The sequence below is a fragment of the Bradyrhizobium sp. BTAi1 genome (assembly GCF_000015165.1).
Taxonomy (GTDB): Bacteria; Pseudomonadota; Alphaproteobacteria; order Rhizobiales; family Xanthobacteraceae; genus Bradyrhizobium; species Bradyrhizobium denitrificans.
In genome coordinates this window covers 2456259-2479882 of record NC_009485.1, presented here as the reverse complement: position 1 = coordinate 2479882, position 23624 = coordinate 2456259, and the positions used below count along the sequence as shown (strand labels likewise).

The following is a 23624-nucleotide window of genomic DNA, read 5'->3' as shown; positions in this document are numbered from 1 at the left end:
TCGGCGGGCAGCGCGCGGCGACCGCGGGCGCTTCAGCGAGCGGTCACATCTTGCCCGAGGGCCAGCGCCAGCACGCGCCCGAACTGATCGGCCTGCGCCGCGCTGCCACGCCAAGCCACGACCTGATCGGGACGGATCAAGGCGAGATCGGCTTCATAGAGCTCGCGCAAGGCGCGCGGCAAGGTCACGATCGTCAACTCAGCGCGAAGCGACCTCGCGTCGTCATGCAGCCGATCCTCGTCGACGTCGCAGCCTTCGAACCTCAGCAGCGTCCATTCAAAGCCGAAGCGATCGTACAGCGACACGTCGTGCTGCAGCCAGACGTGCGGTGCGCGGCCCCCTGGACAGGCGCTCGGCACATAGACATTGGCTGCATCGGGGGGCGGCACAGAGCCGTCGGAGACAATGATCGGCGAGCCATCGTAGCGGCCGCCGAAGGTGATACCGGGGATGTTGAACTCGGCGCGCGCATGCTGATCAAGATAGACGCCGGCGCTGCGGCGCGCCTCGGCCCCCGCCTCCGTCGCGTCTTCGATCTCGGGCGCGGCCGCGAACAGGCCGAGCGAGTCGGCGAAGCGTCGCGCGTAGTCAGTGTTCCGCAACGCCAGCGGACGGCGCTCGGCTTGGTAGCTGTCGAGCAGCCGCAGCGGACTGACGCCCTTGACGACGCTGGCGAGCTTCCAGCCGAGATTGACCGCGTCCTCGATCGCAGTGTTGTAGCCGAGCCCGCCGGTCGGCGTGAACAGGTGCGCGGCGTCGCCACCGAGAAACACCCGGCCGCGCTGCATGCTCTCGGCAACGAGCGCGTGGCCTGCGGTCCAGGTCAGATGCGAGAGCACCTCGCACGGAATGGCCGCGCCGCATGCGCGCTGAAACGCCGCTCGCGCATCGGCCGAAGTGATTGCGCTCTCATCCTCGCCCGGCCGCAACTGGGTATGGAAGGCGAACTCGTCGTGCCCGTTCACGGCAGCCATGAACGCCCGGCGATCGCCGTTGAAGCAGACATACATCCAGGCGCGGGCATGCGGAACGCTTGCGTAGAATTCGGGCGAGCGGACATAGACCGCGAGCATGCGGCCGCCCATGAAATCACGTTGCACGCCGGTGGTGCCGCCATAGGAGATGCCCAGGGATTGACGGACCGTCGAACGCGGACCGTCGGCTCCCACCACGAAGGATGCGCAGATCTCGAAGCGCGCGCGGTCACCGAGGCGTTCGACCTCCGCTACGATGCCGTCCTCGTCGGCCCGATAGCCGATCAATCGATGACCGTAATGCAGCTGAACGCCCGGGAGCTGCGCCGCGTGCCTGCGCAGGATCGCCTCGACAAATTTCTGCGACACGCGATGTGGCAACTCGGCCGCGCTCCACGACCCGGACAGCTCCTTGACCAACTTGGTGGCGCGCGCGGCCGACGGCAGCTGGAATCGCGCGAGCTCATAGGTCGCGTAGCGGGTGAAATAGGCAACGTCGGTCGGATAGCCGGACGGCAGGCCGGCGCGTCGGATCTCGTCGGCGAAACCGAGCCGGCGGTAGTGCTCCATCGTTCGCGCCTGGGTCGCATTGGCCTGGGGGTTGAAAGCCGTGCCCGGCTTCTCATCGATCAGAATGGTGGACACGCCGCGGCGGCCGAGCTCGTTGGCGAGCATCAACCCGCAGGGCCCGCCGCCCACGATCAGGACGGAGGTGGTCGATCGTGGCGCCACGGCGCTGTTCCCCTGGTGTTCAAGGGACGCTACAGCGTCCGGTCAAATAGTCAAGTAACCTGACTATCTGACGGACCCAGCGTATCGAAGCGCGCACCATAGGCCGACAGGCCCTCGACGATCGCTTCCATCGCTGCCTTGCCGAGCTCCTTGCGCATCTCCGCCTCGGCCACGTCGACGGCATCGCCGAATGCCTGAAGCCATTTCATGCCGGCCGGCGTGAAGCGCACGATGCGCGCACGCCCGTCCTGCGGATCGACCTCGCGCGCGACCAGCCCGAGCTCCGCGCATTGGTCGACCAGCTCGCCCATCGCCTGCTTGCTCATCGAGGCGCGGCGCGCAAGCTCGGTCAGCCGCGTGCCGTCGACGTCGAGATTGCGGGTGAGGCTGACATGGGCGATGCGCGTCGCGCCGTGACCGCTGGCCGCCATGAGTTCGAGAACCCGCGACTCGAACCGGCGCACCGCATTGTTGAGCAGCCGGCCGACATTGGCGTGACGCCATGCGGCCGCCGTCGGCTTGGCCGGACGTGCCTTCGGTGAATGTCGCGCCGTCATCTCGGGATCACCTTGTTTCATCGCCGCGCGGGTTCAGCGTAGCAGCGAAAGATCATACGGTCGGAAAATCCGCGAGAATCATACGGCCGCGCCGGACCGGCCTCGCACATCAAGCTCGGACCAGGACTTGGCAAATTCCGCAATCCGCGCGCACAGGCACGTCGCCGCGGCGCTGGACGAGAACCGATCTGATCGCGGGAAAGATCGAGGCACCGGGATAGCAAAACGCTTGTGCCTGAAAGAATGGTCGGAGCGGCAGGATTCGAACCTGCGACCCCTGCGTCCCGAACGCAGTGCTCTACCGGGCTGAGCCACGCTCCGACTTGGGAAGCCGGCTTATAGCCTCGGGTTTCCATCTCCGCAAGGCACACGAGGCAGGAAATCGCATCGAAATTGCCGATGTCAGGACGATGGGTTAACTGCTTGAGGCGTCGAGACTTTGAGGGAAGGACCTGGCGCGGGCGCAGCCCAGCGCCGCATTTGCGCGCTTCATTCGAACCGCTCCGCCCGCTATAGCCGGACAGCAAAATCACCATCATCCAGCTCCCTTGATGCCCGCGCCCGAGACCATCGCGATCGAGACCAGGATCCTGCCCGCCGACGCGACCGGAATCGCCGCCGCCGCGGCCGTGTTCGCGCGTGGCGGGCTGGTGGCGTTCCCGACCGAGACCGTCTATGGGCTCGGCGCCGATGCCAGCAACGCCGCGGCGATCACCCGGCTCTACCAGGCCAAGGGCCGGCCGGCCTTCAATCCTTTGATCGCCCATGTGGCCGACGTCGCCGCGGCGCGCCGGATCGGCCGCTTCGATGCCGTTGCGGAACGCCTCGCCCAGGCGTTCTGGCCCGGACCGCTGACCCTGGTGCTGCCGCAGGCGGAGGGGTGTCCGGTGGCCGATCTCGCCACGGCCGGGCTCGATACAGTTGCGATTCGCGTGCCCGCGCATCCGGTTGCGCGCGCGCTGCTCGCGGCCTTCGGCGGCGCCGTGGTGGCGCCCTCGGCCAACATCTCCGGACATGTGTCACCGACCATGGCGGCGCATGTCGCGGCGGACCTGGACGGCCGGATCGACCTGATCCTGGATGGCGGCGCGGTCGAGGTCGGCGTCGAATCGACCATCATCGGCTGCTTTGACGAACCCACTTTGCTGCGCCCGGGCGGCGTCCCGCGCGAGGCGATCGAGGCGGTGCTCGGCCGCCCTTTGGCCCGAGCTGCCGCCGCCGAGGCGCAGGCCTCCGAGCAGCCGCTGGCGCCGGGCATGCTCGCCTCGCATTACGCCCCGCGCGCTGCGGTGCGCCTCGCCGCGACGGAGGTCGCGCCGGACGAAGCGCTGCTCGCGTTCGGCCCGGTGGCGATCCCCGGGGCGGCCGACGCCGCGGCCATGCTGAACCTGTCGCCGTCCGGCGATCCGGCGGAGGCGGCGACGCATCTTTTCGGCTATCTTCGCAGCCTCGACGCCAAGGGGGCGCGCAGCATCGCCGTGATGCCGATCCCGGATGACGGGCTGGGCGAGGCCATCAACGACCGGCTGCGCCGCGCCGCCGCGCCGCGATAACACTGGAAACGACCCACGATGAACATCAGCCAGCCAGCTTTGCCGCCGCTGTCCCCCGAACTGATCGCGCAATTCGCCGCCATCGTCGGCGAGCGCCAGGCGCTGACAACGGAGACCGACGTCGCGCCTTACGTCACCGAGGAGCGCAACCTGTTCCACGGCCGCTCGCCGTTGGTGCTGCGCCCGGGCTCGACCGCCGAGGTCGCGGCGATCTGCCGGCTCGCCAGCGAACATCGCATCGCGCTGGTGCCGCAGGGCGGCAACACCGGTCTGGTCGGCGGCCAGACGCCACACAATGGCGAGGTCGTGGTGTCCTTGAAGCGCATGGACAAGATTCGCGATGTCGACACCGCGTCGAACACGATGATCGCCGAGGCCGGCGTCGTGCTGCAGGTGGCGCAGCAGAAGGCCGCGGAGGTGGACCGGCTGTTCCCGCTGTCGCTCGGCGCCGAGGGCAGCTGCACCATCGGCGGCAATCTCTCCACCAATGCCGGCGGCACCGCCGCGCTCGCCTATGGCGTGGCGCGCGAGATGGCGCTCGGGCTGGAGGTCGTGCTGGCGGACGGGCGCGTGCTCAACGCGCTCTCCAAGCTCAAGAAGGACAACACCGGCTACGACCTGCGCAACCTCTTCATCGGCGCCGAGGGCACGCTCGGCATCATCACCGCGGCGAGCCTGAAGCTGTTTCCGAAGCCGCGCGCGATCGAGACCGCGTTTGTCGGGCTGAAATCGCCGGAGGATGCGCTCAAGCTGCTTGCGATCGCGCAAGCCGAGGCCGCGGGCAGCCTGACCAGCTTCGAGCTGATCGCCCAGATCGCGCTCGACTTCTCGATTCGCCATGTCGCGGGCAACCGTGCGCCGCTGTCCAGCCCGCATCCATGGTTCGTCCTGATGGAACTATCGTCGTCGCGTGACGATGCCCGCGCGACGCTCGAGAGCATCCTCGAGCAGGGCTTCGAATCCGGCATCGTCGACGACGCCGTCATCGCCGACAACCTCGCCCAACGCATGGCGTTCTGGAAGCTGCGCGAGGACATCTCCTGGGCGCAGAAGCCGGAGGGCGGCTCGATCAAGCACGACATCTCGGTCCCCGTCGCGGCGGTGCCGGCCTTCATCGCCGAGGCTAATGAGGCTGTCGTCAAGACGGTGCCCGGCGCGCGTCCGGTGCCGTTCGGCCATCTCGGCGACGGCAACATCCACTACAATGTCAGCCAGCCGATCGGCGCCGACACCGCCGATTATCTCGCGCGCTGGCACGAGGTGAATGCGGTCGTGTTCGAAATCGTGCTGCGGATGGGCGGCTCGATCTCCGCCGAGCACGGCATCGGCGTGCTCAAGCGCGACGAGTTGCCGGACGTCAAGGATCCGACTGCGATCGCGCTGATGCGCGCCATCAAGGCGCAGTTCGATCCGCTGGGGATCATGAACCCCGGCAAGGTTCTCTAGGGTCTCAGCGCACTCATGGACACCGCCCCTCTTCTCGTGATCTCCGACATCACCGATGCCGACGTGCCCGCCATCATCGCGCTGTGGCAGCGCTGCGGGCTGACGCGGCCGTGGAACGATCCGGCTGCCGACATCGCGCTCGCCCGCCGCGGCGACAATGCCACCGTCCTGGTCGGCCGCGTCGGCGGCGCCATCGCGGCGTCCGCGATGGTCGGCCATGACGGCCATCGCGGCTGGGTCTATTACGTCAGCGTCGATCCCGATCATCGCGGCCGCGACCTGGGCCGCGCCATCATGGCTGCCGCTGAGGACTGGCTGCGCGCCCGCGGCATCGCCAAGCTGATGCTGATGGTGCGCGGCGACAATACGAAGGTGCAGGCGTTCTACCAGACGCTCGATTATGCGGTGCAGGACAGCGTGGTGTTCTCGAAATGGCTCGACGGCCGCCCGCCGACTCCCGGAATGAAATAGAGGTTCAGCATGAGCATCTCGAACCGCATCCGCGTGCACGAGACGCGCGTGCTCTCCGATCACTATGGTACGCTGACTTCAACCAAGTTCGAATGGCGACGCGACGACGGCAGCTGGCAGATGCAGAGCCGCGACGTGTTCGACCGCGGCAATGCGGCGGCGATCCTGCCCTACAATCTCGCCCAGCGCAGCGTGATCCTGGTCAAGCAGTTCCGCTACCCCGCCTTCGTCAACGGCTACGACGATCTCCTCATCGAGGCCGCCGCGGGGCTGCTCGATGATGCCTCGCCGGAGGAGCGCATCCGCCTCGAGGCCGAGGAGGAAACCGGGTTCCGGCTGCACGACGTGCAATTCGTGTTCGAGGCGTTCATGAGTCCGGGCGTCGTCACCGAGAAGATCCACTTCTTCGTCGCCGCCTACGAGCCGCAGATGCGCGTGAGCGCCGGCGGCGGGCTGGCGCATGAGGGCGAGGAGATCGAGGTGCTGGAGCTTGCCCTCGACGACGCGCTGGCGATGATCACCGATGGCCGCATCCAGGACGCCAAGACGATCATGCTGCTGCAGCACGCGGCGCTGAGGATCTTCACATAGGCCGCATCCCGGTCTGGACGTGATGGTCTACGCTCTGCTCCTCCGCGACAGCGGAGGACCCAGTGGTCCACAATGCATCCGCCTCAGAACAGGCTCCCCTGCCCATCATCGGCGGCAGAGGTTGTATTTTTTCTAGACACAACCTTCTTTGCCGGTTTGCGCTGCGCGTCTTCAGCGGCGCGCATCTCGTCGGTCATCGGCAGCAATAATTGCTCATCGTCGTTGGCGACCGCGTTGACGCGCGTCGACACCTCGTACCAGGCGAACTCGCCCAATTCGGGCGCGACCATCAGATGCATCACGTCGTCGGCATCATCCGCGCGGCAGTCGAGCCAGAGCGAGAAATCGTTCGGCCTGATCGTCACGGGAACACGGTGATGCAACGCCGCGAGATCGGAACTTGCCGCCGCGGTGACGATCGCGACCGTATCGACCTCCTCGCCATTGGGTCCCATCCAGGTTTCCGCGAGCGCCGCAAACCCCAGCGGCGCGCGATCACGACGATGAATGAAGAATGGCCGCTTGCGACCATCGATCAGTTGCCACTCGTAATATCCATCGGCGGGCACAAGAACGCGCCGCCGCCGTATCGCATTCTTGAACGCGGGCTTCTCGCGTACGGTCTCCGAACGCGCATTGATCAGGAGCGTGAAACTACGGGGATCCTTGACCCACGCCGGCATGAAGCCCCAGCGCATCAGGCGAAAATGCCTGATGTCCTGATCCAGCAAAATTACGGGAATCGGCTGCGTTGGCGCGATGTTGTGGCGCGGCGGAAAGTTCGGTTGCTCCTCGTAGCCGAAGATTTGCCGGAGCGCTGCCGGAGGTGAAGTGATCACGAAACGTCCACACATAATCTCACTCAAATCGTCGTGTGTTCAGCACCTTTTAACTCCGGTTGCGAACACTGCAGCCGATGACTGCAGCGGCGACCCAATCCGTGCCTTCCGATCGCACGACCCAACGACCGGCGGGCAGCGCCATTGATCCGGCGCGCGCCGCGATCCTGCGTGCTGCCAACATCAACCCACGCACCGGCCTCGCCACCGACTATCTGAATCATTTCAACGAAGCCGTGATGCTGCTCGAAATGATTCCCGACATTCCGGAATGCGCCGAGGATTTTCTGGCGTGGTCGCCGCTGACCTATCCAGAACACTTCACGCACACCAATTTCAAGGCCCGAGATCTCGTCATCGAGGCCTATGAGCAGGCCGATCCGTCAATTCGCGACAAATTCGACCATATCACGAAGACCATGACCGACATCCTGCTGGCGGTCGGCAGCGCCATGCGCGAGGCCAAGCAGGACGCCACCAAGGCCAAGCTTGCCGAGCAGGCCGCAGGCTGGGTCAAGCCGTTGGTGTCGCAGGCCGGCGGCATCATCAATGGCGACATCGAGTTCGATCCGGAACCGGTGGCGGAAGTCGATGAGGTCGACGCCGTCGACGCCATCATGGCGAGCTTCTGATCCGCAGAACGGAGCTGCGGAGCGACGGTCTTCACGTTACGGTGCCCCCTCATGGAGCCGCCTTGCGATGAACGACCCCGCACCTCCGCGCCATCCCCAGCTCGCCGTCAGCGCCGCAATCTTCCGGCAGGGCAAGATCCTGCTGGTGCGCCGGGCGCGGTCCCCCGCCCGGGGCGTCTATACCTTGCCGGGGGGCCGGGTGGAATTCGGCGAAAGCCTGCACGAGGCTGTCGCGCGCGAGGTCCTGGAGGAGACAGGGCTCAGGATCGCCGTCATCGGCCTCGCCGGCTGGCGCGAGGTGTTGCCGCCTGCGGGGAGCGGCGGCCATTACGTCATCCTGCCATTCGCCGCGCACTGGGAGGAAGGCGAGCCCCGGCTCAACCATGAGCTGGACGACGCCCAGTGGCGCGTTCCCACGGCCCTGGACGGCCTGCAGCTCACCGACGGACTGCCCGAGGTCATTGCCGCCGCCCGGGCGCTGCTCTAGATCATGATGCGTTTCGACGGAAACGCATCATGATCTTTCCTCTTTGTCGGAGCATGGTCGTTTCGGAAAACCGGTTTCCCCGTCTCCGGATCATGCTCCAGGCCCGCCTTGCGTCCGCCACCGCACAGAGGCATATGACCCCGGTGTTTCCGATCTTCGCCAAGCGCCTGTTCGCCCTCCTGATGCTCGCCGCGGCTTGCGCCGCCGTCCCGGCGCGCGCACAGGACGCGGCTGCGCCGTTCGATGGCGATCTGCAGCGTCTGGCCGAGATCCTCGGCACCCTGCATTACCTTCGCGGCATCTGCGGCAGCAATGAAGGCGCCAAATGGCGCAACCAGATGCAGGCGCTGATCGACGCGGAGACGCCGGCGGGGGACCGCCGCGCCCGCATGATCGCCGGCTTCAACCGCGGCTATAACGGCTTCCAGCAGACCTACCGGACCTGCACGCCGGCGGCGATGGTCGCGATCCGGCGCTATATCGACGAAGGCTCGAAGATTTCGCGCGATCTCACGGCGCGCTACGCCAACTGAGCCGATCGCGTTATCCACGATTGTGTTAACCTTGTTAACCTTTCCTAAAGAACTGGCCTAGGCGTCCGCGCCCTGCGTGGTAAACCTCATTCGTCCGGCGCGCCCGCGTTCGGAATTCCACGCGCCTTGCGGCCCCGCCAGACTGAATTCAATGAGCTATCCCGTCACCTTCAGCGTCCTTCCCGCCGCCTTGCCCGACCATGAGCAGAAGCAGGCCGCGCTCAGCTACCTCAACGAAGCCTGGGCGGAAGCGCGCCATGACGGCGTCGATGGCGACTGCCTGGCGCAGGCCAGCCTGTTTGCCGCGCTCGCCGAGCTCGTCAGCACCTATGGCGAGGACGCCGTGGCGACCTTCGTCGAAGGCATGCCGGAGCGCGTCCGCAACGGCGAATTCTCGCTGTCGCGGGCAACGCAGTAAGACGGCTCCAAAACAGCCGTCATGCCAGCGAAAGCCGGCATCCGGTACGCCGTGACCTCTCGGTTCATCACGACTGCCAGTGAGTACGGGATCCCTGCTTTCGCGGCGATGACAGCAGTGGCTGAGGCAACATCTGCGAGCCCCGGCCTCAGCGCTCATCATGAGTCGCGATGCGTCGGCTGGGCAAAGGCGCGCCCATGTTGATGGTTTGATGCGACGCTGTCGCGCGCGCCGTGCCCACCATCGTGCTCCGAGCCTGCCTCTCGACGGTGGGCCCGCGACCGCCCTGCGGGCGGCTGCCTTGCCCACCCCACGTCTCAAACGCGCTGATCCAGGCCGGCTTCGCCTTCTGGCGTTGCCGCGGCCGAGAGCGTCCGCCTGACAAACAAATCGCACGCTGATTCGTCCGACGGGCTGGGCGGAGCCGATCAACTCATTTCGCGGCGCAAAATATAGGAACGGCCTTCACGTCCCCTTCGAAGGCGGAACCATCGAGCTAACGACAATTGCCCGGAACGGGCACCGTCACAGACAAATAATTAGGTAATGTTCAGCTACGATGACGAAGCACTGTTTCGAGGTCCCGCTCGATCTCGATCACCGTGCTGCGACCTGGTCACCGCCGCATCGAAATCGGAATATCCATCGCAGACGAGCAGGCCGGAGTTTGCAACTGTCTCGTGAAGCCTCCATCACGGAAACGTTGAAAGAATAGTCGGGGATTTCTGATGATTGCGCCGGAAGAAGAAAGGTTGCTGAAAACTTACCTGGTCGAGATGTTCGGCCAGATTAGCAGCATGCGGCGCGAACTCGCGGCTCTTCAAGGCGACGGCAAGGGCAGCTTCGCGTCGATGACCGACACCCTCGACGCGATCGTGGAAAATACGGAAGTCGCCGGCAACGCGATCCTCGAGAGCATGGAGGCGATCAGCGCCAGCGTCGGGAAGCTGCAGGACGTCAAGGACCCGAAGACCGCAGCGGTCTGCGACGAGATCGTCGACAGCACCAACAAGGTGTTCGAGGCTTGCGCGTTTCAGGACCTCACCGGGCAGCGGATCACGCGCGTGGTCAAGTCGCTGAAGTTCATGGAGGACCACATCAACAAGTTGGTCCGCATCTGGGGCAAAGAGGAACTGGCGCGGGTGGCCGCCGAGCTTGCTGCCCCAAAGAGCACGACGCCGGACTTGCTGGAAGGCCCGAAGCGACCGGGCGTGGCGATCTCCCAGGACGACATCGACAAGCTGTTCGGGTGAACTGCCCCGAATAGCGCAGCCAACGATCAGACGCTGGTCATGGGAAGCGTGACGCCCGCTCTGCGTCAGAGCGCGCGCTCCCAATGACGGAGCAAATTGACGCGCAGCGCCACTATGGCCGCAGCGTCTCCATGAACCGCACCGGTTCGCCCGTCGACGGCGTCAGCAGTTCACCTTGCCACATCACGCGCTGGCCGCGCACGAACGTGCCGACCGGCCAGCCCGTCACGCGCACGCCGTCATAGGGCGTCCAGCTAGCTTTCGAGGCGACCCATTTGTTGGTGATGGTTTCGCTGCGCTTGAGATCGACGATCGTCAGATCGGCGTCATAGCCGGCGGCGATGCGGCCCTTGCGGGCGATGTTGTAGATGCGGGCGGGGCCGGCGCTGGTGAGGTCGACGAAGCGCTGCAGCGACAGCCGGCCGGCGTTGACATGGTCGAGCATGATCGGCACCAGCGTCTGCACGCCGGTCATGCCGGACGGCGAAGCGGGATAGGTCTTGGCCTTCTCCTCGGCCGTGTGCGGGGCGTGGTCGGAGCCCAGGATGTCGACGATGCCTTGATGCACGCCCCACCAGATCACGTCGCGATGGTCGGCCGAGCGCACCGGCGGATTCATCTGCGCGTAGGTGCCGAGCCGCTCGTAGCACTCGGGCGCCGCCAAGGTGAGGTGATGCGGCGTCGCCTCGACGGTGGCGACGTCCTTGTGGTCGCGCAAATACACGATCTCTTCCTTGGTCGAGATGTGCAGCACGTGGATGCGCTTGCCGGTCTCGTGCGCGAGATTGACGAGGCGTTGCGTGGCGCGCAGCGCCGCCTCCTCGTCGCGCCACACCGGATGCGAGCGCGGATCGTTCTCGACGCGCAGGCCCTTGCGCTCGTTGAGGCGGTATTCGTCCTCGGCATGGAACGCGGCGCGGCGGCGGATCACCTGGAAGATGCGGCGCAGGCTGTCATCGTCCTCGACCAGCAGCGAGCCGGTGGAGGAGCCGACGAACACTTTCACACCCGCGCAGCCTTCGGCGCGCTCCAGCACCGGCAGTTGCTCGACATTCTCGCGGGTGCCGCCGATGAAGAAGGCGAAGTCGCAATGCATGCGACGCCGGCCCGCTTCGACCTTTGCCGTGAACGCCTCCTCGGTCACCGTCAGCGGATTGGTGTTGGGCATCTCGAACACGGCGGTGACGCCGCCCATCACGGCGCTGCGCGAGCCGGTCTCGAGATCTTCCTTGTGCGTGAGGCCAGGCTCGCGGAAATGCACCTGGGTGTCGATCACGCCGGGCAGCACGTGCAGGCCTTTGCAGTCGATGATCTCGGCGGCGGAAGCCGTGCCGAGATCGCCGATCTCGACGATGCGGCCGGCTGAAATGCCGATGTCGCGGACGCCCTCGCCATCCTGATTGACCACGGTGCCGGATTTCAGAATCACGTCGAAGCGCGCGCTCATGAAGCCCTCATAGGATTTCATTCTCCTCACCACCCCAAGACAGATCGATCATGCTGCGCGCCTGCCCATTTACTGGCCTGTACGGCAGCGCCCGCCTTGATCTTTAGAATGAAGCCACCGCGTGGGGGCGTTTCAGCCTTGTGGTTTATGCCAGGGCGGCTTACGTTTCAGTGCGGCCTGTCGCAAGAGGTTTTTCGAATGAAAGCGACGTTTCTCGACGACCGGGGCGTGGTCCAGGTCAGCGGCGACGATGCACGCAAGTTCCTCAACGGGCTCTTCACCACCGACGTCAGCAAGCTGCATCCGGGCGAGGCCCGATTCGGCGCGCTGCTGACGCCGCAGGGCAAGATCATCGTCGATTTCCTGGTCACCCAGGTGCCGGCGAGCAACGGCGGCGAGCGCTTCCTGCTCGACGTTCCCCGCGCGCTGGCGCAGGCGCTCACCGACAAGCTCAACGTCTACAAGCTCCGCGCCAAGGTCGCGGTCAGCAATCTCTCCGACCAGCTCGGCGTGATCGCGGTCTGGGACGGCGCCGTAGGCGCCACGCCGGAGCCGAGCTTCACCGATCCGCGTCACGAGAGCCTCGGCGCGCGCGTCATTGCGTCACAGGGAGCGCTTCAGGACATCGCCGGAGGGCTCGGCGCCGAGGTCGTGACGGCCGACGCCTATGAAGCGCATCGCATCGACTGCGCGGTGCCGCGCGGCGGGCTCGACTTCATGTATGGCGATGCCTTCCCGCACGAGACCAACATGGACCGGCTGCACGGCGTCGACATTGGCAAGGGCTGCTATGTCGGCCAGGAGGTCGTGAGCCGCATGCATCATCGCGGCACCACGCGGACGCGGACGGCCAAGGTGCTGCTCGACGGGCCGAGCCCCGAGCCCGGCACGCCGATCCTCGCCGGCGAGAAAAGTGTCGGCACCATGGGCTCGGCGTCGCAGCAGAAAGGCATGGCGCTGCTGCGCATCGACCGCGCCACCGAGGCGATGGAAGCCGGCACGCCGCTGACGGCGGGCGGGCTCACCTTGCGTGTTGCGGATCTCGAGGCCCTGCAGGGCGCGCCGAAGCAGACGGTCGCCTGAGCGCATCGAGATGGGTCGCGCCGCTGTCGTCCATCCGGATGGTCTGACCCGCTGCCCCTGGCCGGGCAGCGACCCGCTCTATGTCGCCTATCACGACACCGAGTGGGGCGTGCCGGAATATGACGACCGCGCTCTCTATGAGAAACTGATCCTCGACGGCTTCCAGGCCGGGCTGTCGTGGATCACGATCCTGCGCAAGCGCGACAATTTCCGCCGCGCCTTCGACGACTTCCAGCCGGACAAGATCGCGCGCTATTCCGACAAGAAGATCCACGCGCTGATGAACGATGCCGGCATCGTGCGCAACCGCGCCAAGATCGAGGGCGCGATTCTCAGCGCCAGATCCTGGCTGAAGATCCAGGAGGAGAGCGACGGCTTCTCGAAGTTCCTGTGGGACTTCATGGACGGCACGCCGAAGGTCAACGCGTTCAAGACCACCGCGAGCGTGCCGGCCTCGACGCCGCTGTCGGTCAAGATGTCGAAGGAGCTGGCCTCGCGCGGCTTCAAATTCGTCGGACCCACGATCGTCTACGCCTTCATGCAGGCGACCGGCATGGTCAACGACCATCTCGTCACCTGCTTCTGCCACGAGACCTGCAGCGGCAAGCGCCGCGCCCCGCGCCTCAAGATCAAATGACCACCAAGACCGCCCCGAACGGGCAGGACCGCGTCTGGCAGCGCATGCTGTCCGGCCGGCGGCTCAACCTCATCGACCCCTCGCCTCTCGACGTCGAGATCACCGACATCGCCCACGGGCTGGCGCGCGTGGCGCGCTGGAACGGCCAGACCTCGGGCGCGCACATCTTCTCGGTCGCGCAGCACACGCTGCTGGTCGAGACGGTGATGCGCGCGCGCAAGCCGAACATCGATGCGAGGCTGCGGCTCGCGGCGCTGCTGCACGACGCGCCGGAATACGTCATCGGCGACATGATCTCGCCGTTCAAGGCGGTGCTGGGCGGCAGCTACAAGAGCGTCGAGAAGCGGCTGCTCGGCGCGATCCACATCCGCTTCGGCCTGCCGGCGGAGCTCGCGCCCGAGATCGAGCGCCAGATCAAGGCCGCCGATCGCGGCGCCGCCTTCCTGGAGGCGACGAGGCTCGCCGGCTTCGCCGAGACCGAGGCGAAGAAGCTGTTCGGCCGCGATCCCGGCCTCCCCGAGGCCACGGTCATGGATTATCTGACGCCGTGGAGCGCGGCCAAGGCCGAGAAGCGGTTCCTGACCCGCTTCAATCTGGTGCTCGGGGACGCAACCCATTCGGGGAATTGAGCCATGCCGTTGACGCCGGATGAGCGCCACAACGAGCGGCTGAAACTGCTGGCCAACTGGGCCAATACGCTCGCCACCGCGATCGTCTCGGTCGGCGTTTTCGTGCCGATCGGGCAGGAAGTCTACGGCTTCCTGCCGCAAAATACCGATCCGACGCTGGTCTATGTGTCCGCCCCGATTTGCTTCGGTGCCGGTTTGCTCCTACATTTGGGAGGACAATGGGTCCTTGGAGGGCTCCGATGACGACCGGTCAGATCTATGCTCTGAGCATGCCGCTCGCGGTGGCCGCGATGGTGTGGCTCTACGCGATTGTCCTGCGTCGGCCGTGGGCCGAACCGGCCGTCGAGCGTCCGGTGCAGCCGCCGTCCCGGCGCGACGGGCTGCGCGACAGTCTGGTGGACCGGCTCGACCGGATCAATGCCGAGATCGAAGGCAAGGCCCACCTCGCCCGCCAGGAGCTGCGGCAGTTCAAGAACAGCCGCTGAGCCGCCATCTCTGCGCCCCCGAGGCGCCGGCCGCGGTCCAACCCGCGCTTGGCACGATCGACGCCGCAGCCCCCCGAAAGCCGCTTTTGTGTGCGGGCCCGCGATCGTATAATCGGGCTTTCAAAGGCCCGATATGATCCACGTCTGCTCGCTTGCCGCCTTGCCCGAAACGGTGCGCCTCACCGGCGCCAGCCATGTGCTGACGATCATGGCCAATGTCGAGCAGGTGCAACGGCCGGAGACGATCCGGCCCGAGAACCACCTCAGGGTCTCGGTCGACGACATCACCGAGCAGCTCGCGGGCTTCGTGGCGCCCTGCGAGGAGCATGTCACGCAGGTGCTGGATTTCGTCCGCGGCTGGGATCGGGCTGCGCCGCTGGTCATCCACTGCTATGCCGGCATCAGCCGCTCCACCGCGAGCGCCTTCGCGGCCGCCTGCGCGCTCAATCCGCATCGCGACGAGTTGCAGATCGCCCAGGCGATCCGGGCCGCCTCCCCGATCGCCTCGCCCAATCGGCTGATCGTCAGCCTCGCCGACAAGGCGCTCGGCCGCGACGGCCGCATGGTCCGGGCGCTGGATGCGATCGGCCCCGGCGCCATGATGGTCGACAGCGTGCCGTTTCGGATCGATCTGGAGTGAGCCGGTCGCGACGGCGCGCCGGGTAGCCTGCCACCTCGCTTGAACTTCAACTCCGCCGTTTGACACTCAAGGAACTGCAGCCATCGTGGCGGCCCGCGCGTGCCGCCCGGCGACCAGCTGCGCCATCGCGGGCCGACCGGCCCTGTTGCCTTTCCACGACGCCGGCGGGCGCCACTGATCAATAAGGACTCCTCGGCGTGATGTTCGATTGGCCCCTGGACTGGATTGCACTGCTGGTCGCGTTTGCGGCGCTCGCCTTCGCCCGCAAGACCTCCGATCGCTTGGCCGAGGTGCAGGCCCGGCTGGCCAAGCTGGAGGCTGCACGCCCGATTGGGATCGCACCGGCGGTCCCCGGCGCACCGCCGCTGAGCCCGCTGCAGGAGCCCGCCACTGCCCCGGCGGTGCCGCCGCCACTGCCGGAGGTGACGGAGCCCGCTTTGCAGCCCGCAGCCGTCACGGCGGACCAGACGGCCGACCCCGGCCCCCCGGCCGTGCCGCCGCTGCCCCAGCCGGTGGCCGGCTTCGAGGAGCGCATCGGCACCCGCTGGGTGGTGTGGATCGGCGGGCTGACGCTCGCCCTCGGCGGCTTCTTCATGGTGCGCTATTCGATCGAGGCCGGCCTGGTCGGCCCCGAGGTGCGAGTCGCGCTGGGCGCGCTGTTCGCCGCCGCGCTGCTCGCCGCCGGCGAGTGGACCAGGCGCAAGGAAAGCATCTCGCAGATCGCCGCGCTGCCGATCGCCAATATTCCGGCGATCCTGACCGCCGCCGGCACCGCGGTGGCCTTCGCCACCGTCTACGCGGCCTATGCGCTGTACGGGTTCCTGCCGCCCGCCTTCGCCTTCGTGCTGCTCGGCCTGGTGGCGCTGGGTACGCTGGCGGCCGCGCTCCTGCATGGTCCGGCGCTGGCTGGGCTCGGCCTCGTCGCGGCGTTCACGACACCGGTGCTGGTGTCGACCGGCGAGCCGAACTATTGGGCGCTGTATATCTATCTCGCCATCGTCACGGCCGCCGCTTTCGCGCTGGCCCGCGTGCGGCTGTGGCGCTGGCTCGCGATGACCACCATCGGGCTGTCGTTCCTGTGGACGCTGCCCGGGCTCGACATGGGCATCGAGACCGTCGCGCCGCACGTGTTCCACGTCATCGCCGGCTTTGCGCTGGCGGCGCTGATCGTCGTCTGCGGCTTCGTGTTCGGACCGGCCGCCGAGAACGACGACGCCGAGCCGATTTCATCAGCCGCGCTGGCCGTCTACCTGCTGGGCGCGATGCTGGTCGTGCTGGCGAGCTTCCATGATGGCCTCGCGCTGATCGGCTTCACGGTGCTGGTCGCGGCGACGCTCGCGGTGGCCTGGCGCGCTCCGAGCGCGAGCGGCGCAGTCGGCGCGGCGGCCGCCACGGTGTTCCTGGTGTTCGCCGAATGGGCGCTGCGCGACAATCCCGACCTCCTGGTGCTGCCCGGCGGCGCGCTGCCCTCGATGGGACCGAACCCGCTCGGGGCGTCGGTGTCGTGGCATCTGGTGACGGCGGCGATCTTCGCGATCGGCTTCGGCGCCGCCGGTTTCCTGGCGCAGGGGCGCTCGGAGAATGCCGTTGTGCCGGTGGTGTGGTCGGCGGCCGGCGTGTTCACACCGCTCGCACTGCTGGTCGCCCTGTACGCGCGCATCGCCCATCTCGATCGCTCCATTCCGTTCGCGATTCTGGCGGTGGTGCTCGCAGCAACCCTGGCCGTGGCGACCGAGGCGCTGACCCGGCGGGAGGAGCGGCCCGGCCTCAGTTTCTCGATCGCCTTGTTCGCGACCGGCACGCTGGGCGCGCTGGCGCTGGCGCTGACCTTTGCGCTGGAGAAGGGCTGGCTGACGATCGCGCTCGCCCTGATGTCGCTCGGCACCGCCTGGATCTTCGAGCACCGGCCGATCCCATTCCTGCGCATCCTGGCCGCGGCCTTTGCCGGGCTCGTGGTGCTCCGCATCGGCTACGACCCGCGAATCGTCGGCGCCGATGTCGGCACCACGCCAATCCTGAACTGGCTGCTCTGGGGCTATGGCGTGCCAGCGGCGTCGTTCTGGGGCGCGAGCTATCTGATGCGCCGCTATGGCGACGACGCGCCGCTGCGCGCCGTCGAGGCCGCCGCGATCCTGTTCACCACCCTGCTCGCCTTTCTGGAGATCCGCCACGCGGTCAATGACGGCGACATGCTGGCGGTGCCCTCGCTCGCGGAGATCGGGCTGGATGTCTGCGTCGCGCTGGCGCTGGCGATCGGGCTGGAGCGGCTGCGCGCGCGCAGCGGCAGCGTGGTTCACAATGTCAGCGCCGTGATCCTGACCGGCTTTGCCGGGGGCGCCACCCTCTTCGGATTGCTGCTGTTCGAGAATCCAATGATCTCGGACGTCACGATCCAAGGCGGCCTGCTCAACATCCTCATCCTGGCCTACGCGTTCCCGGCGGTGCTGATGCTGCTGCTGTCCTATGCGGTGGCGGGGCGCCGCCCCCCGGCCTACGGGAATACGCTCGCAGCCGGCGCGCTGATCCTGGCGCTGTCCTATGTGAGCCTCGAGATCCGCCGGATCTATCACGGTCCCGACCTGACCAGCGGGCCGACCAGCGCGGCCGAGCAGTACACCTACTCGATCGCCTGGCTCATCCTCGGCGTGGCGCTGCTCGGGATCGGCGTCATCGTGCAGTCGCAGCGCGCCCGCCTTGCGTCGGCGATCGTGATCGCGCTGACGATCCTGAAGGCCTTCCTGGTCGACATGTCGGCGCTCACCGGGGTCTGGCGCGCGCTGTCGTTCATCGGCCTCGGCCTCGTGCTGGTCGCCATCGGCTGGCTGTACCAGAAGGTGCTGTTCCGCCGGCAGCAGCAGGCTCCGCCTGCTGCGCCGGTGGCGTAGACCTCACGCTGCGCGCACCGACTGGAGGAAGCTCGCCACCTCACGCTTCAGACGATCGCTGTCGGAGGCCAGCGACTTCGCGGCATCGAGCACATGCGTCGACGCCTGGCCGGTCTCCGCCGCGCCCCGCTGCACGTCGACCACGTTGGACGACACCTGCTGCGTGCCGTGCGAGGCCTGCTGGACGTTGCGCGCGATCTCCTGGGTCGCCGCGCCCTGCTCTTCCACGGCAGCGGCGATCGCCGAGGAGATTTCCGACAGCCGCTCGATGGTGCCCGAGATGTCGCGGATGGCGCCGACAGATTCCTGAGTCGCAGCCTGGATGCTGCCGATCTGCTGGCCGATCTCGTCGGTCGCCTTCGCGGTCTGCTCGGCCAGCGCCTTCACTTCGGAGGCGACCACCGCGAAGCCGCGGCCGGCCTCGCCGGCGCGTGCCGCCTCGATCGTGGCGTTCAGCGCCAGCAGGTTGGTCTGCCCGGCGATAGAGTTGATCAGCTCCACGACATCGCCGATGCGGGCCGCGGCCTTCGACAATTCGCCGACGCGATCGTTGGTCTGGCGTGCCTGCGAGACGGCCTCCTGCGCCATGCGCGCCGATTCCTGCACCTGGCGGCTGATCTCGGTGATCGATGATGACAGCTCCTCGGTGGCCGAGGCGACCGATTGCACATTGGTCGAGGCTTCCTCCGAGGCGGCTGCGACCTGGGTCGAGATCTGCTGCGAGCGTGTCGCCGTCGACGACAGCGCGCCGGCGGAATGCTCGAGCTCGGTGGACGCCGAGGACACTGTCTGCACGATCTCACCGATCGTATTCTCGAACTGGCGGGTGAGGTTGTCGACGCGACGGCCGCGCTCGATCTTGGCCTCGGCGTCGCGCGCGGCGAGCGCATCGGCCTCTCGCTTCGCGATCAGCGCCTCCTTGAACACCTGCAGGGTGTCGGCCATCGCGCCCATTTCGGTCGGCTCACCGCGGTGCGGCACCTCGGCCGCGAGATCGCCCTCGCCGAGCGCCTGCATCGGCTTGATGATCGAGGCGATGCCGGAGGAGACGTCGTGCACGAGATAGAAACCGACGCCGACGCCGGCTGCGAGGGCCCCGAGAATGATGGAGGTCACGACCCAGAAGGTGACATTGTAGCTGTCGGCCGCGTCGCGCGTGGCCGTCTCCGCGCCCTTGTCGTTATAGTCGATCGCCTTGGTGAGAATCTCCTCCTGCGCGGCCGCCGCCGCGCCGGCGGGCTTGAACAGCGCATCGACGTCGTCGGGCAGCTTGCCGATGCTCTTGCGCGAGACCTCGAGCACTTTCTCGGCCTCGGCGGCGTATTTGTCCCAAGCGCGCGTCCAGGATTCGTAGATGCTGCGCTCCTCGGCCGTCGAGATCAGCGGCTGATAGGCCTTGATGTCCTTCTTCACCTTGTCGAACACATCGGCCATGCGCTTGTCGTTGTTGGCTTTCGCCTCCGGGGTCAGCGCCATCACGTGGGCGCGCAGCGTGAGCCGGTAGACGTTGATGTCGGCGCGCAGGTTGCCGAGCACCCGCACGCTCGGCAGCCAGTTGGTGGAGATGTCGACCGTTCGTGCGTTGATGCCCTGCATGCTGCGCAGCGCCAGCACGCCCATGCCGGACATCACCACGAGGAGGAGTACGATGACGGCAATGATCTTGAGGCGAATGGAAAGCTTGGACACGTCCGTTGATCCTCCGCGAAAAACGTCTCGCACGGCCGATCGCATCTGCACGGCCGACAGCAGTGTTGCGGCGCCCGGCGCGCCGCTGCGAAACGGACAAAAGCGGCGGCTGCCTCAAGCCAGCCTGCCGCTTTCTCCGCAAAGTTCCGTTAATGCTGAACGTCGTACGAATACGGGTTCGGCAGCATCGATTCCTGCAGCAGATCAGGCTGCGCGGACTGATTGCAAGAATGAGGCGACCTCACGCTTCAAGCGGTCACTGTCGGACGCCAGCGATTGCGCTGCGGACAGCACATGCGACGACGCCGTTCCCGTCTCAGTAGCGCCGCGCTGCACGTCGACCACGTTCGAGGACACCTGCTGGGTGCCCTGTGACGCCTGCTGGACGTTGCGCGAGATCTCCTGGGTGGCGGCGCCCTGCTCTTCCACCGCGGCGGCGATCGCCGACGAGATCTCGGACAGCTTTTCGATCGTCGTCGAGATCGCCTTGATCGCACCGACCGATTCCTGCGTCGCGGCCTGGATGCCGGACACCTGCTGACCGATTTCGTCCGTGGCCTTGGCAGTCTGCTCCGCCAGCGCCTTCACCTCGGACGCGACGACCGCGAAGCCGCGCCCGGCATCGCCGGCACGGGCGGCCTCGATGGTCGCGTTCAGCGCCAGCAGGTTGGTCTGGCCTGCGATCGTATTGATCAGCTCGACCACGTCACCGATGCGCGCGGCGGCCTTGGTCAGCTCACCGACGCGATCATTGGTCATACGTGCCTGCTCGACCGCCTCATTGGCCATGCGCGCCGATTCCTGCACCTGACGGCTGATCTCGGTGATCGACGAGGACAGCTCCTCGGTGGCGGAGGCGACCGACTGCACGTTGGTCGATGCTTCCTCGGAGGCCGCTGCGACCGCGGTCGAAATTTCCTGGGAGCGGTTTGCCGTCGAGGACAGCGCGCCGGCGGAATGCTCGAGCTCGGTCGACGCCGACGACACCGTCTGCACGATCTCGCCGATCGTCGCCTCGAACTGGCGCGTGATGGCATCGACGCGACGGCCACGCTCGATCTTGGCTTCGGCATCAGCGGCGGCGAGCTCGTCGGCCGCCTTCTTGGCGATCAAGGCTTCCTTGAAGACCTGCAGCGTGTCCGCCATGGCGCCGATCTCGGTCGGCTCGCCGCGATGCGTCACCTCCGCACCCAGGTCGCCCTTGGCCAGCTCCTGCATCGGCTTGATGATCGAGGCGATGCCCTGCGAGACGTTCTGCACCAGATAGAAACCGACGGCGACGCCGGCGATGACGGCCGCCGCGATGATCGAGACGACGAGCCACATCGCGCGTGAGTAGCTGTCGGCGGCGTCCCGGGTCGCGTCGGCGGCGCCCTTGTTGTTGAACTCGATGTCCTGGACAAAGTATTTGTCGGCATCGCGCGCGATCGCGGCTGCGGACTTCTCCAGCAGATCGGTGGCCTCGCGCGGAAGCCGTCCGACACTGTTATTGGACGCGTCCATCACCTGCTTGATGACGACGACGTACTTCTCCCAGGCTTGCACCCAGTTGTCATAGATCGCACGCTCCTGTGGCGACGTGATCAGCGGCTCGTAGTTCTTGCGGTCCTTGTTGATCGTCTCGAGAATGCCGGTGATCCGCTGGTCGACAGCCTGTTTGGCCTCCGCCGTTTCCGCCATCACATGCGAGCGTAGCGCGACGCGCAGCAGGTTGATATCCGAGCGCAGCTCGCCGATCGCACGCACGCTCGGCAGCCAGTTGGTGGCGATGTCGACCGTGTTCGCGTTGATCGATCGCATGCTGGTCACCGCGAGAACGCCGAGCCCGCACATCGTGACGAGCATGAAGGCGATGACTGATATGATCTTCGTACGGATGGACAGTTTGGACACTGGTGACCCCGGATGGCTGTGCGGTTCTCACCGCTCTCTGCCAACGCTCGATACGGAAACGGATCCGTGTGTGTGTGCGGCGTTGCACAGTGCTTCGATCAGGGCTGAGAAAGATCGTTCCCCGATTGGAACCATTTGGGGAAAAACAAGCCAAACATCCGTTAAACTTACGGCCCGTACTAATACGGAACGCAGCCATCGCCCCTGCGCCGCCGGTGGGCACAAGGGTGTCGACGGGCCAACCGCCCAATGCTGCTGGAGGCCTGATGCTGCAGGCCGCAGGGACACATCTGCAGGTTTTATTGGTATGCCAGGGCTCTTAAAAGCGAGTTACTACCACTGCATGTATTTTGTGCAACATCGCGCCAAAGGTGTAGGTAGGCATGACGGTCCTGTATCGCCGATGCCGGCCCAGGTTCGGCGGAGCAAGGCGATGAGCAGGAGGCCGTCCAGGAGCTGGCTGACACGGCCGCGGCCCGAAGGCATGGAACGCCTTTCAGGGCGAGAGCTTGAGGATCTTCGGCCCGACGCGATGACATCGAGCGCTCACAGGATCCCCGAAACAAGCTGCGATCAGCACAGGGGCAATCGGAGTTGCCCACACGGCGCGATGGCGTAGCCGAGACTCAGCTGACGGCTTCCGAGACCAGACGGATTCGAAACACCGGCTGCTTGGATTCGTCGAGCAGTTCCATCTGCCACTCAGTCCCCTGCTGCAGCGTGCGCGAGATGCCACCAATCAGATCGGAGCAGACCGCGGTCAGCTCTTTCCAGGCCGATTCCCGATTGGCAAATTCGTAAGGCTGATCAGCCGCGCCGGAATAACGACCCTGGCTGATACGGAAGAAATAAAGCGACATAATCGACCCTCTCTGTGGGCCACCCCCCGGTCGCAAACTGCATCGCGAGTCGCTACCGAGGCATGAATCTAGCCGTCCGTACGACTACGGCGCAATGACCGCTAGCGTGCGGTCACCAGGAGAAATGTTGCTTTATGTTAAGCGGGAGCGGCGGTTTGAACGACCACCGACCTAACAACTAATCAGTCGAACGACGCAATTCCGGCGTGACGTCGGACTTTGCGCTCTCGGATTTCGTTTCGACCTTCGCAGGCTCCGCCTTCACGGGCTCCACCTTGCTCCGCTCCACGCGCGGCGTCTCGACGCGCGCCGCCACCTCGGTGTGAGACGGATCGGCAGCAGGCGCTGCGGCACGCGTCGCACGCGGCCGCGCCACGGCACGCGCCATCAGCATCGTGGCGCCGCCCTGATGCTGGAAGTCGCAATAGGCAAAGGCGCCGAGACCGGAGACCGAACCGCGGAAGCTGCGCTCATCCTTCTTGTCGAGGTTGAAGCAGGGTTCGAACGGCATGCCCTTGATCGACGCACAGACATTCTGTCCGCGGATCTGCAGGGTGTTGCCGGGCAGGCGGATGTGACGGACCGGGCCCGAGCCCGAGAACTGCACCGCACCGGCAGCCCCCATATCATCGAGAATCCGCCCCGCACCGCGGGTGCCGTCGACACAGGTGAAAGCGAACACTTTCCCCGCGACGAATTTCCGCGCCTCATCGGCTGTCATCGATCCTGCGATCGCGGGAGCGACCACGGCTCCGGCCGTCACGGTCCCCAGCAAAAAACGCCCGAGCATGCATCAAACTCCACTTAACCCCACGCAGCGGGTAAGGCGGTATCTTTACCCCATGCTTACCATACCAACCATGGCAACAATGGAGCAGCATGGTTTGAAA

The 23624-nt window shown here is 66.3% G+C and carries 24 protein-coding genes and 1 tRNA gene; 16 read left to right on the top strand and 9 right to left on the bottom strand.

Annotated elements, in window-relative coordinates; genetic code table 11:
• Positions 1–32: 32 nt before the first annotated feature.
• The 3 genes from BBTA_RS11140 to BBTA_RS11130 form a co-directional block, all read right to left on the bottom strand.
• Positions 33–1649, bottom strand: a complete 1617-nt coding sequence (locus BBTA_RS11140; protein WP_244424465.1) for an FAD-dependent monooxygenase — start codon at positions 1647–1649, stop codon at positions 33–35.
• 107 nt (positions 1650–1756) lie between these two features.
• Positions 1757–2263: a MarR family winged helix-turn-helix transcriptional regulator gene (locus BBTA_RS11135; RefSeq protein WP_012042585.1), complete on the bottom strand. Its 507-nt coding sequence runs from the start codon at positions 2261–2263 to the stop codon at positions 1757–1759.
• A gap of 244 nt (positions 2264–2507) precedes the next feature.
• Positions 2508–2584: transfer RNA gene (locus BBTA_RS11130), tRNA-Pro, on the bottom strand.
• A 230-nt stretch (positions 2585–2814) separates the two neighbouring features.
• Here BBTA_RS11130 and BBTA_RS11125 point away from each other — a divergent pair.
• From BBTA_RS11125 to BBTA_RS11110, 4 genes are read left to right on the top strand one after another with little or no spacing between them, the layout of a single operon-like run.
• Positions 2815–3816, top strand: coding sequence for an L-threonylcarbamoyladenylate synthase (locus BBTA_RS11125; RefSeq protein WP_012042584.1), 1002 nt, complete (start codon positions 2815–2817; stop codon positions 3814–3816).
• A gap of 18 nt (positions 3817–3834) precedes the next feature.
• Positions 3835–5262 carry an FAD-binding oxidoreductase gene (locus BBTA_RS11120; protein WP_012042583.1) on the top strand — a complete coding sequence of 476 codons (1428 nt, stop codon included), beginning with the start codon at positions 3835–3837 and terminating at the stop codon, positions 5260–5262.
• A gap of 15 nt (positions 5263–5277) precedes the next feature.
• Positions 5278–5733, top strand: a complete 456-nt coding sequence (locus BBTA_RS11115; RefSeq protein WP_012042582.1) for a GNAT family acetyltransferase — start codon at positions 5278–5280, stop codon at positions 5731–5733.
• A gap of 9 nt (positions 5734–5742) precedes the next feature.
• Positions 5743–6324, top strand: a complete 582-nt coding sequence (locus tag BBTA_RS11110; protein ID WP_012042581.1) for an NUDIX domain-containing protein — start codon at positions 5743–5745, stop codon at positions 6322–6324.
• A gap of 83 nt (positions 6325–6407) precedes the next feature.
• On the opposite strand, the gene BBTA_RS11105 is transcribed toward BBTA_RS11110, so the two are convergent.
• Positions 6408–7178 carry an SOS response-associated peptidase gene (locus tag BBTA_RS11105; RefSeq protein WP_083780634.1) on the bottom strand — a complete coding sequence of 257 codons (771 nt, stop codon included), beginning with the start codon at positions 7176–7178 and terminating at the stop codon, positions 6408–6410.
• Positions 7179–7240: 62 nt separating this feature from the next.
• Here BBTA_RS11105 and BBTA_RS11100 point away from each other — a divergent pair, with 62 nt between their 5' ends.
• The 5 genes from BBTA_RS11100 to BBTA_RS11080 all read left to right on the top strand — a co-directional run bounded on the left by BBTA_RS11100 (position 7241) and on the right by BBTA_RS11080 (position 10486).
• A complete protein-coding gene (locus tag BBTA_RS11100) occupies positions 7241–7795 on the top strand; it encodes a hypothetical protein (protein ID WP_041750553.1) in 555 nt (184 codons plus the stop codon).
• A 67-nt stretch (positions 7796–7862) separates the two neighbouring features.
• Positions 7863–8282 carry an NUDIX hydrolase gene (locus BBTA_RS11095; RefSeq protein WP_012042578.1) on the top strand — a complete coding sequence of 140 codons (420 nt, stop codon included), beginning with the start codon at positions 7863–7865 and terminating at the stop codon, positions 8280–8282.
• 134 nt (positions 8283–8416) lie between these two features.
• Complete coding sequence (locus BBTA_RS11090) at positions 8417–8815, top strand: TIGR02301 family protein (RefSeq protein ID WP_041751373.1); 399 nt, start codon at positions 8417–8419, stop codon at positions 8813–8815.
• A 151-nt stretch (positions 8816–8966) separates the two neighbouring features.
• Positions 8967–9233 carry a hypothetical protein gene (locus BBTA_RS11085; RefSeq protein WP_012042576.1) on the top strand — a complete coding sequence of 89 codons (267 nt, stop codon included), beginning with the start codon at positions 8967–8969 and terminating at the stop codon, positions 9231–9233.
• A 728-nt stretch (positions 9234–9961) separates the two neighbouring features.
• Positions 9962–10486: a protein phosphatase CheZ gene (locus BBTA_RS11080; protein ID WP_012042575.1), complete on the top strand. Its 525-nt coding sequence runs from the start codon at positions 9962–9964 to the stop codon at positions 10484–10486.
• Between the two features lie 112 nt (positions 10487–10598).
• Here the strand turns inward: BBTA_RS11080 and BBTA_RS11075 are convergent, their stop codons facing one another.
• Entirely contained in the window at positions 10599–11933 is a 1335-nt protein-coding gene (locus tag BBTA_RS11075; RefSeq protein ID WP_012042574.1) for a dihydroorotase, read from the bottom strand.
• Between the two features lie 198 nt (positions 11934–12131).
• Here BBTA_RS11075 and BBTA_RS11070 point away from each other — a divergent pair, with 198 nt between their 5' ends.
• From BBTA_RS11070 to BBTA_RS11040, 7 genes are all read left to right on the top strand, one after another.
• Positions 12132–13016: a folate-binding protein YgfZ gene (locus tag BBTA_RS11070; protein ID WP_012042573.1), complete on the top strand. Its 885-nt coding sequence runs from the start codon at positions 12132–12134 to the stop codon at positions 13014–13016.
• A gap of 10 nt (positions 13017–13026) precedes the next feature.
• On the top strand, positions 13027–13653 hold the full coding sequence (locus tag BBTA_RS11065; protein WP_012042572.1) for a DNA-3-methyladenine glycosylase I: 627 nt from the start codon (positions 13027–13029) through the stop codon (positions 13651–13653).
• Complete coding sequence (locus BBTA_RS11060; protein WP_012042571.1) at positions 13650–14282, top strand: YfbR-like 5'-deoxynucleotidase; 633 nt, start codon at positions 13650–13652, stop codon at positions 14280–14282. Before BBTA_RS11065 ends, BBTA_RS11060 begins: the two co-directional genes overlap by 4 nt.
• 3 nt (positions 14283–14285) lie before the next feature.
• Positions 14286–14525, top strand: a complete 240-nt coding sequence (locus BBTA_RS11055) for a hypothetical protein (RefSeq protein ID WP_012042570.1) — start codon at positions 14286–14288, stop codon at positions 14523–14525.
• Complete coding sequence (locus BBTA_RS11050; protein WP_041750552.1) at positions 14522–14767, top strand: hypothetical protein; 246 nt, start codon at positions 14522–14524, stop codon at positions 14765–14767. Before BBTA_RS11055 ends, BBTA_RS11050 begins: the two co-directional genes overlap by 4 nt.
• A 133-nt stretch (positions 14768–14900) precedes the next feature.
• Complete coding sequence (locus BBTA_RS11045; protein WP_012042569.1) at positions 14901–15407, top strand: tyrosine phosphatase family protein; 507 nt, start codon at positions 14901–14903, stop codon at positions 15405–15407.
• Positions 15408–15607: 200 nt separating this feature from the next.
• A complete protein-coding gene (locus BBTA_RS11040) occupies positions 15608–18292 on the top strand; it encodes a DUF2339 domain-containing protein (protein WP_012042568.1) in 2685 nt (894 codons plus the stop codon).
• Between the two features lie 3 nt (positions 18293–18295).
• Here BBTA_RS11040 and BBTA_RS11035 read toward each other — a convergent pair whose 3' ends face one another.
• The 4 genes from BBTA_RS11035 to BBTA_RS11020 all read right to left on the bottom strand — a co-directional run bounded on the left by BBTA_RS11035 (position 18296) and on the right by BBTA_RS11020 (position 23524).
• A complete protein-coding gene (locus BBTA_RS11035; protein ID WP_012042567.1) occupies positions 18296–19981 on the bottom strand; it encodes a methyl-accepting chemotaxis protein in 1686 nt (561 codons plus the stop codon).
• A gap of 204 nt (positions 19982–20185) precedes the next feature.
• Complete coding sequence (locus tag BBTA_RS11030; RefSeq protein ID WP_012042566.1) at positions 20186–21874, bottom strand: methyl-accepting chemotaxis protein; 1689 nt, start codon at positions 21872–21874, stop codon at positions 20186–20188.
• A gap of 626 nt (positions 21875–22500) precedes the next feature.
• Positions 22501–22734, bottom strand: coding sequence for a hypothetical protein (locus BBTA_RS11025; RefSeq protein ID WP_012042565.1), 234 nt, complete (start codon positions 22732–22734; stop codon positions 22501–22503).
• 178 nt (positions 22735–22912) lie between these two features.
• A complete protein-coding gene (locus tag BBTA_RS11020; protein WP_012042564.1) occupies positions 22913–23524 on the bottom strand; it encodes a hypothetical protein in 612 nt (203 codons plus the stop codon).
• Between the last annotated feature and the right edge of the window lie 100 nt (positions 23525–23624).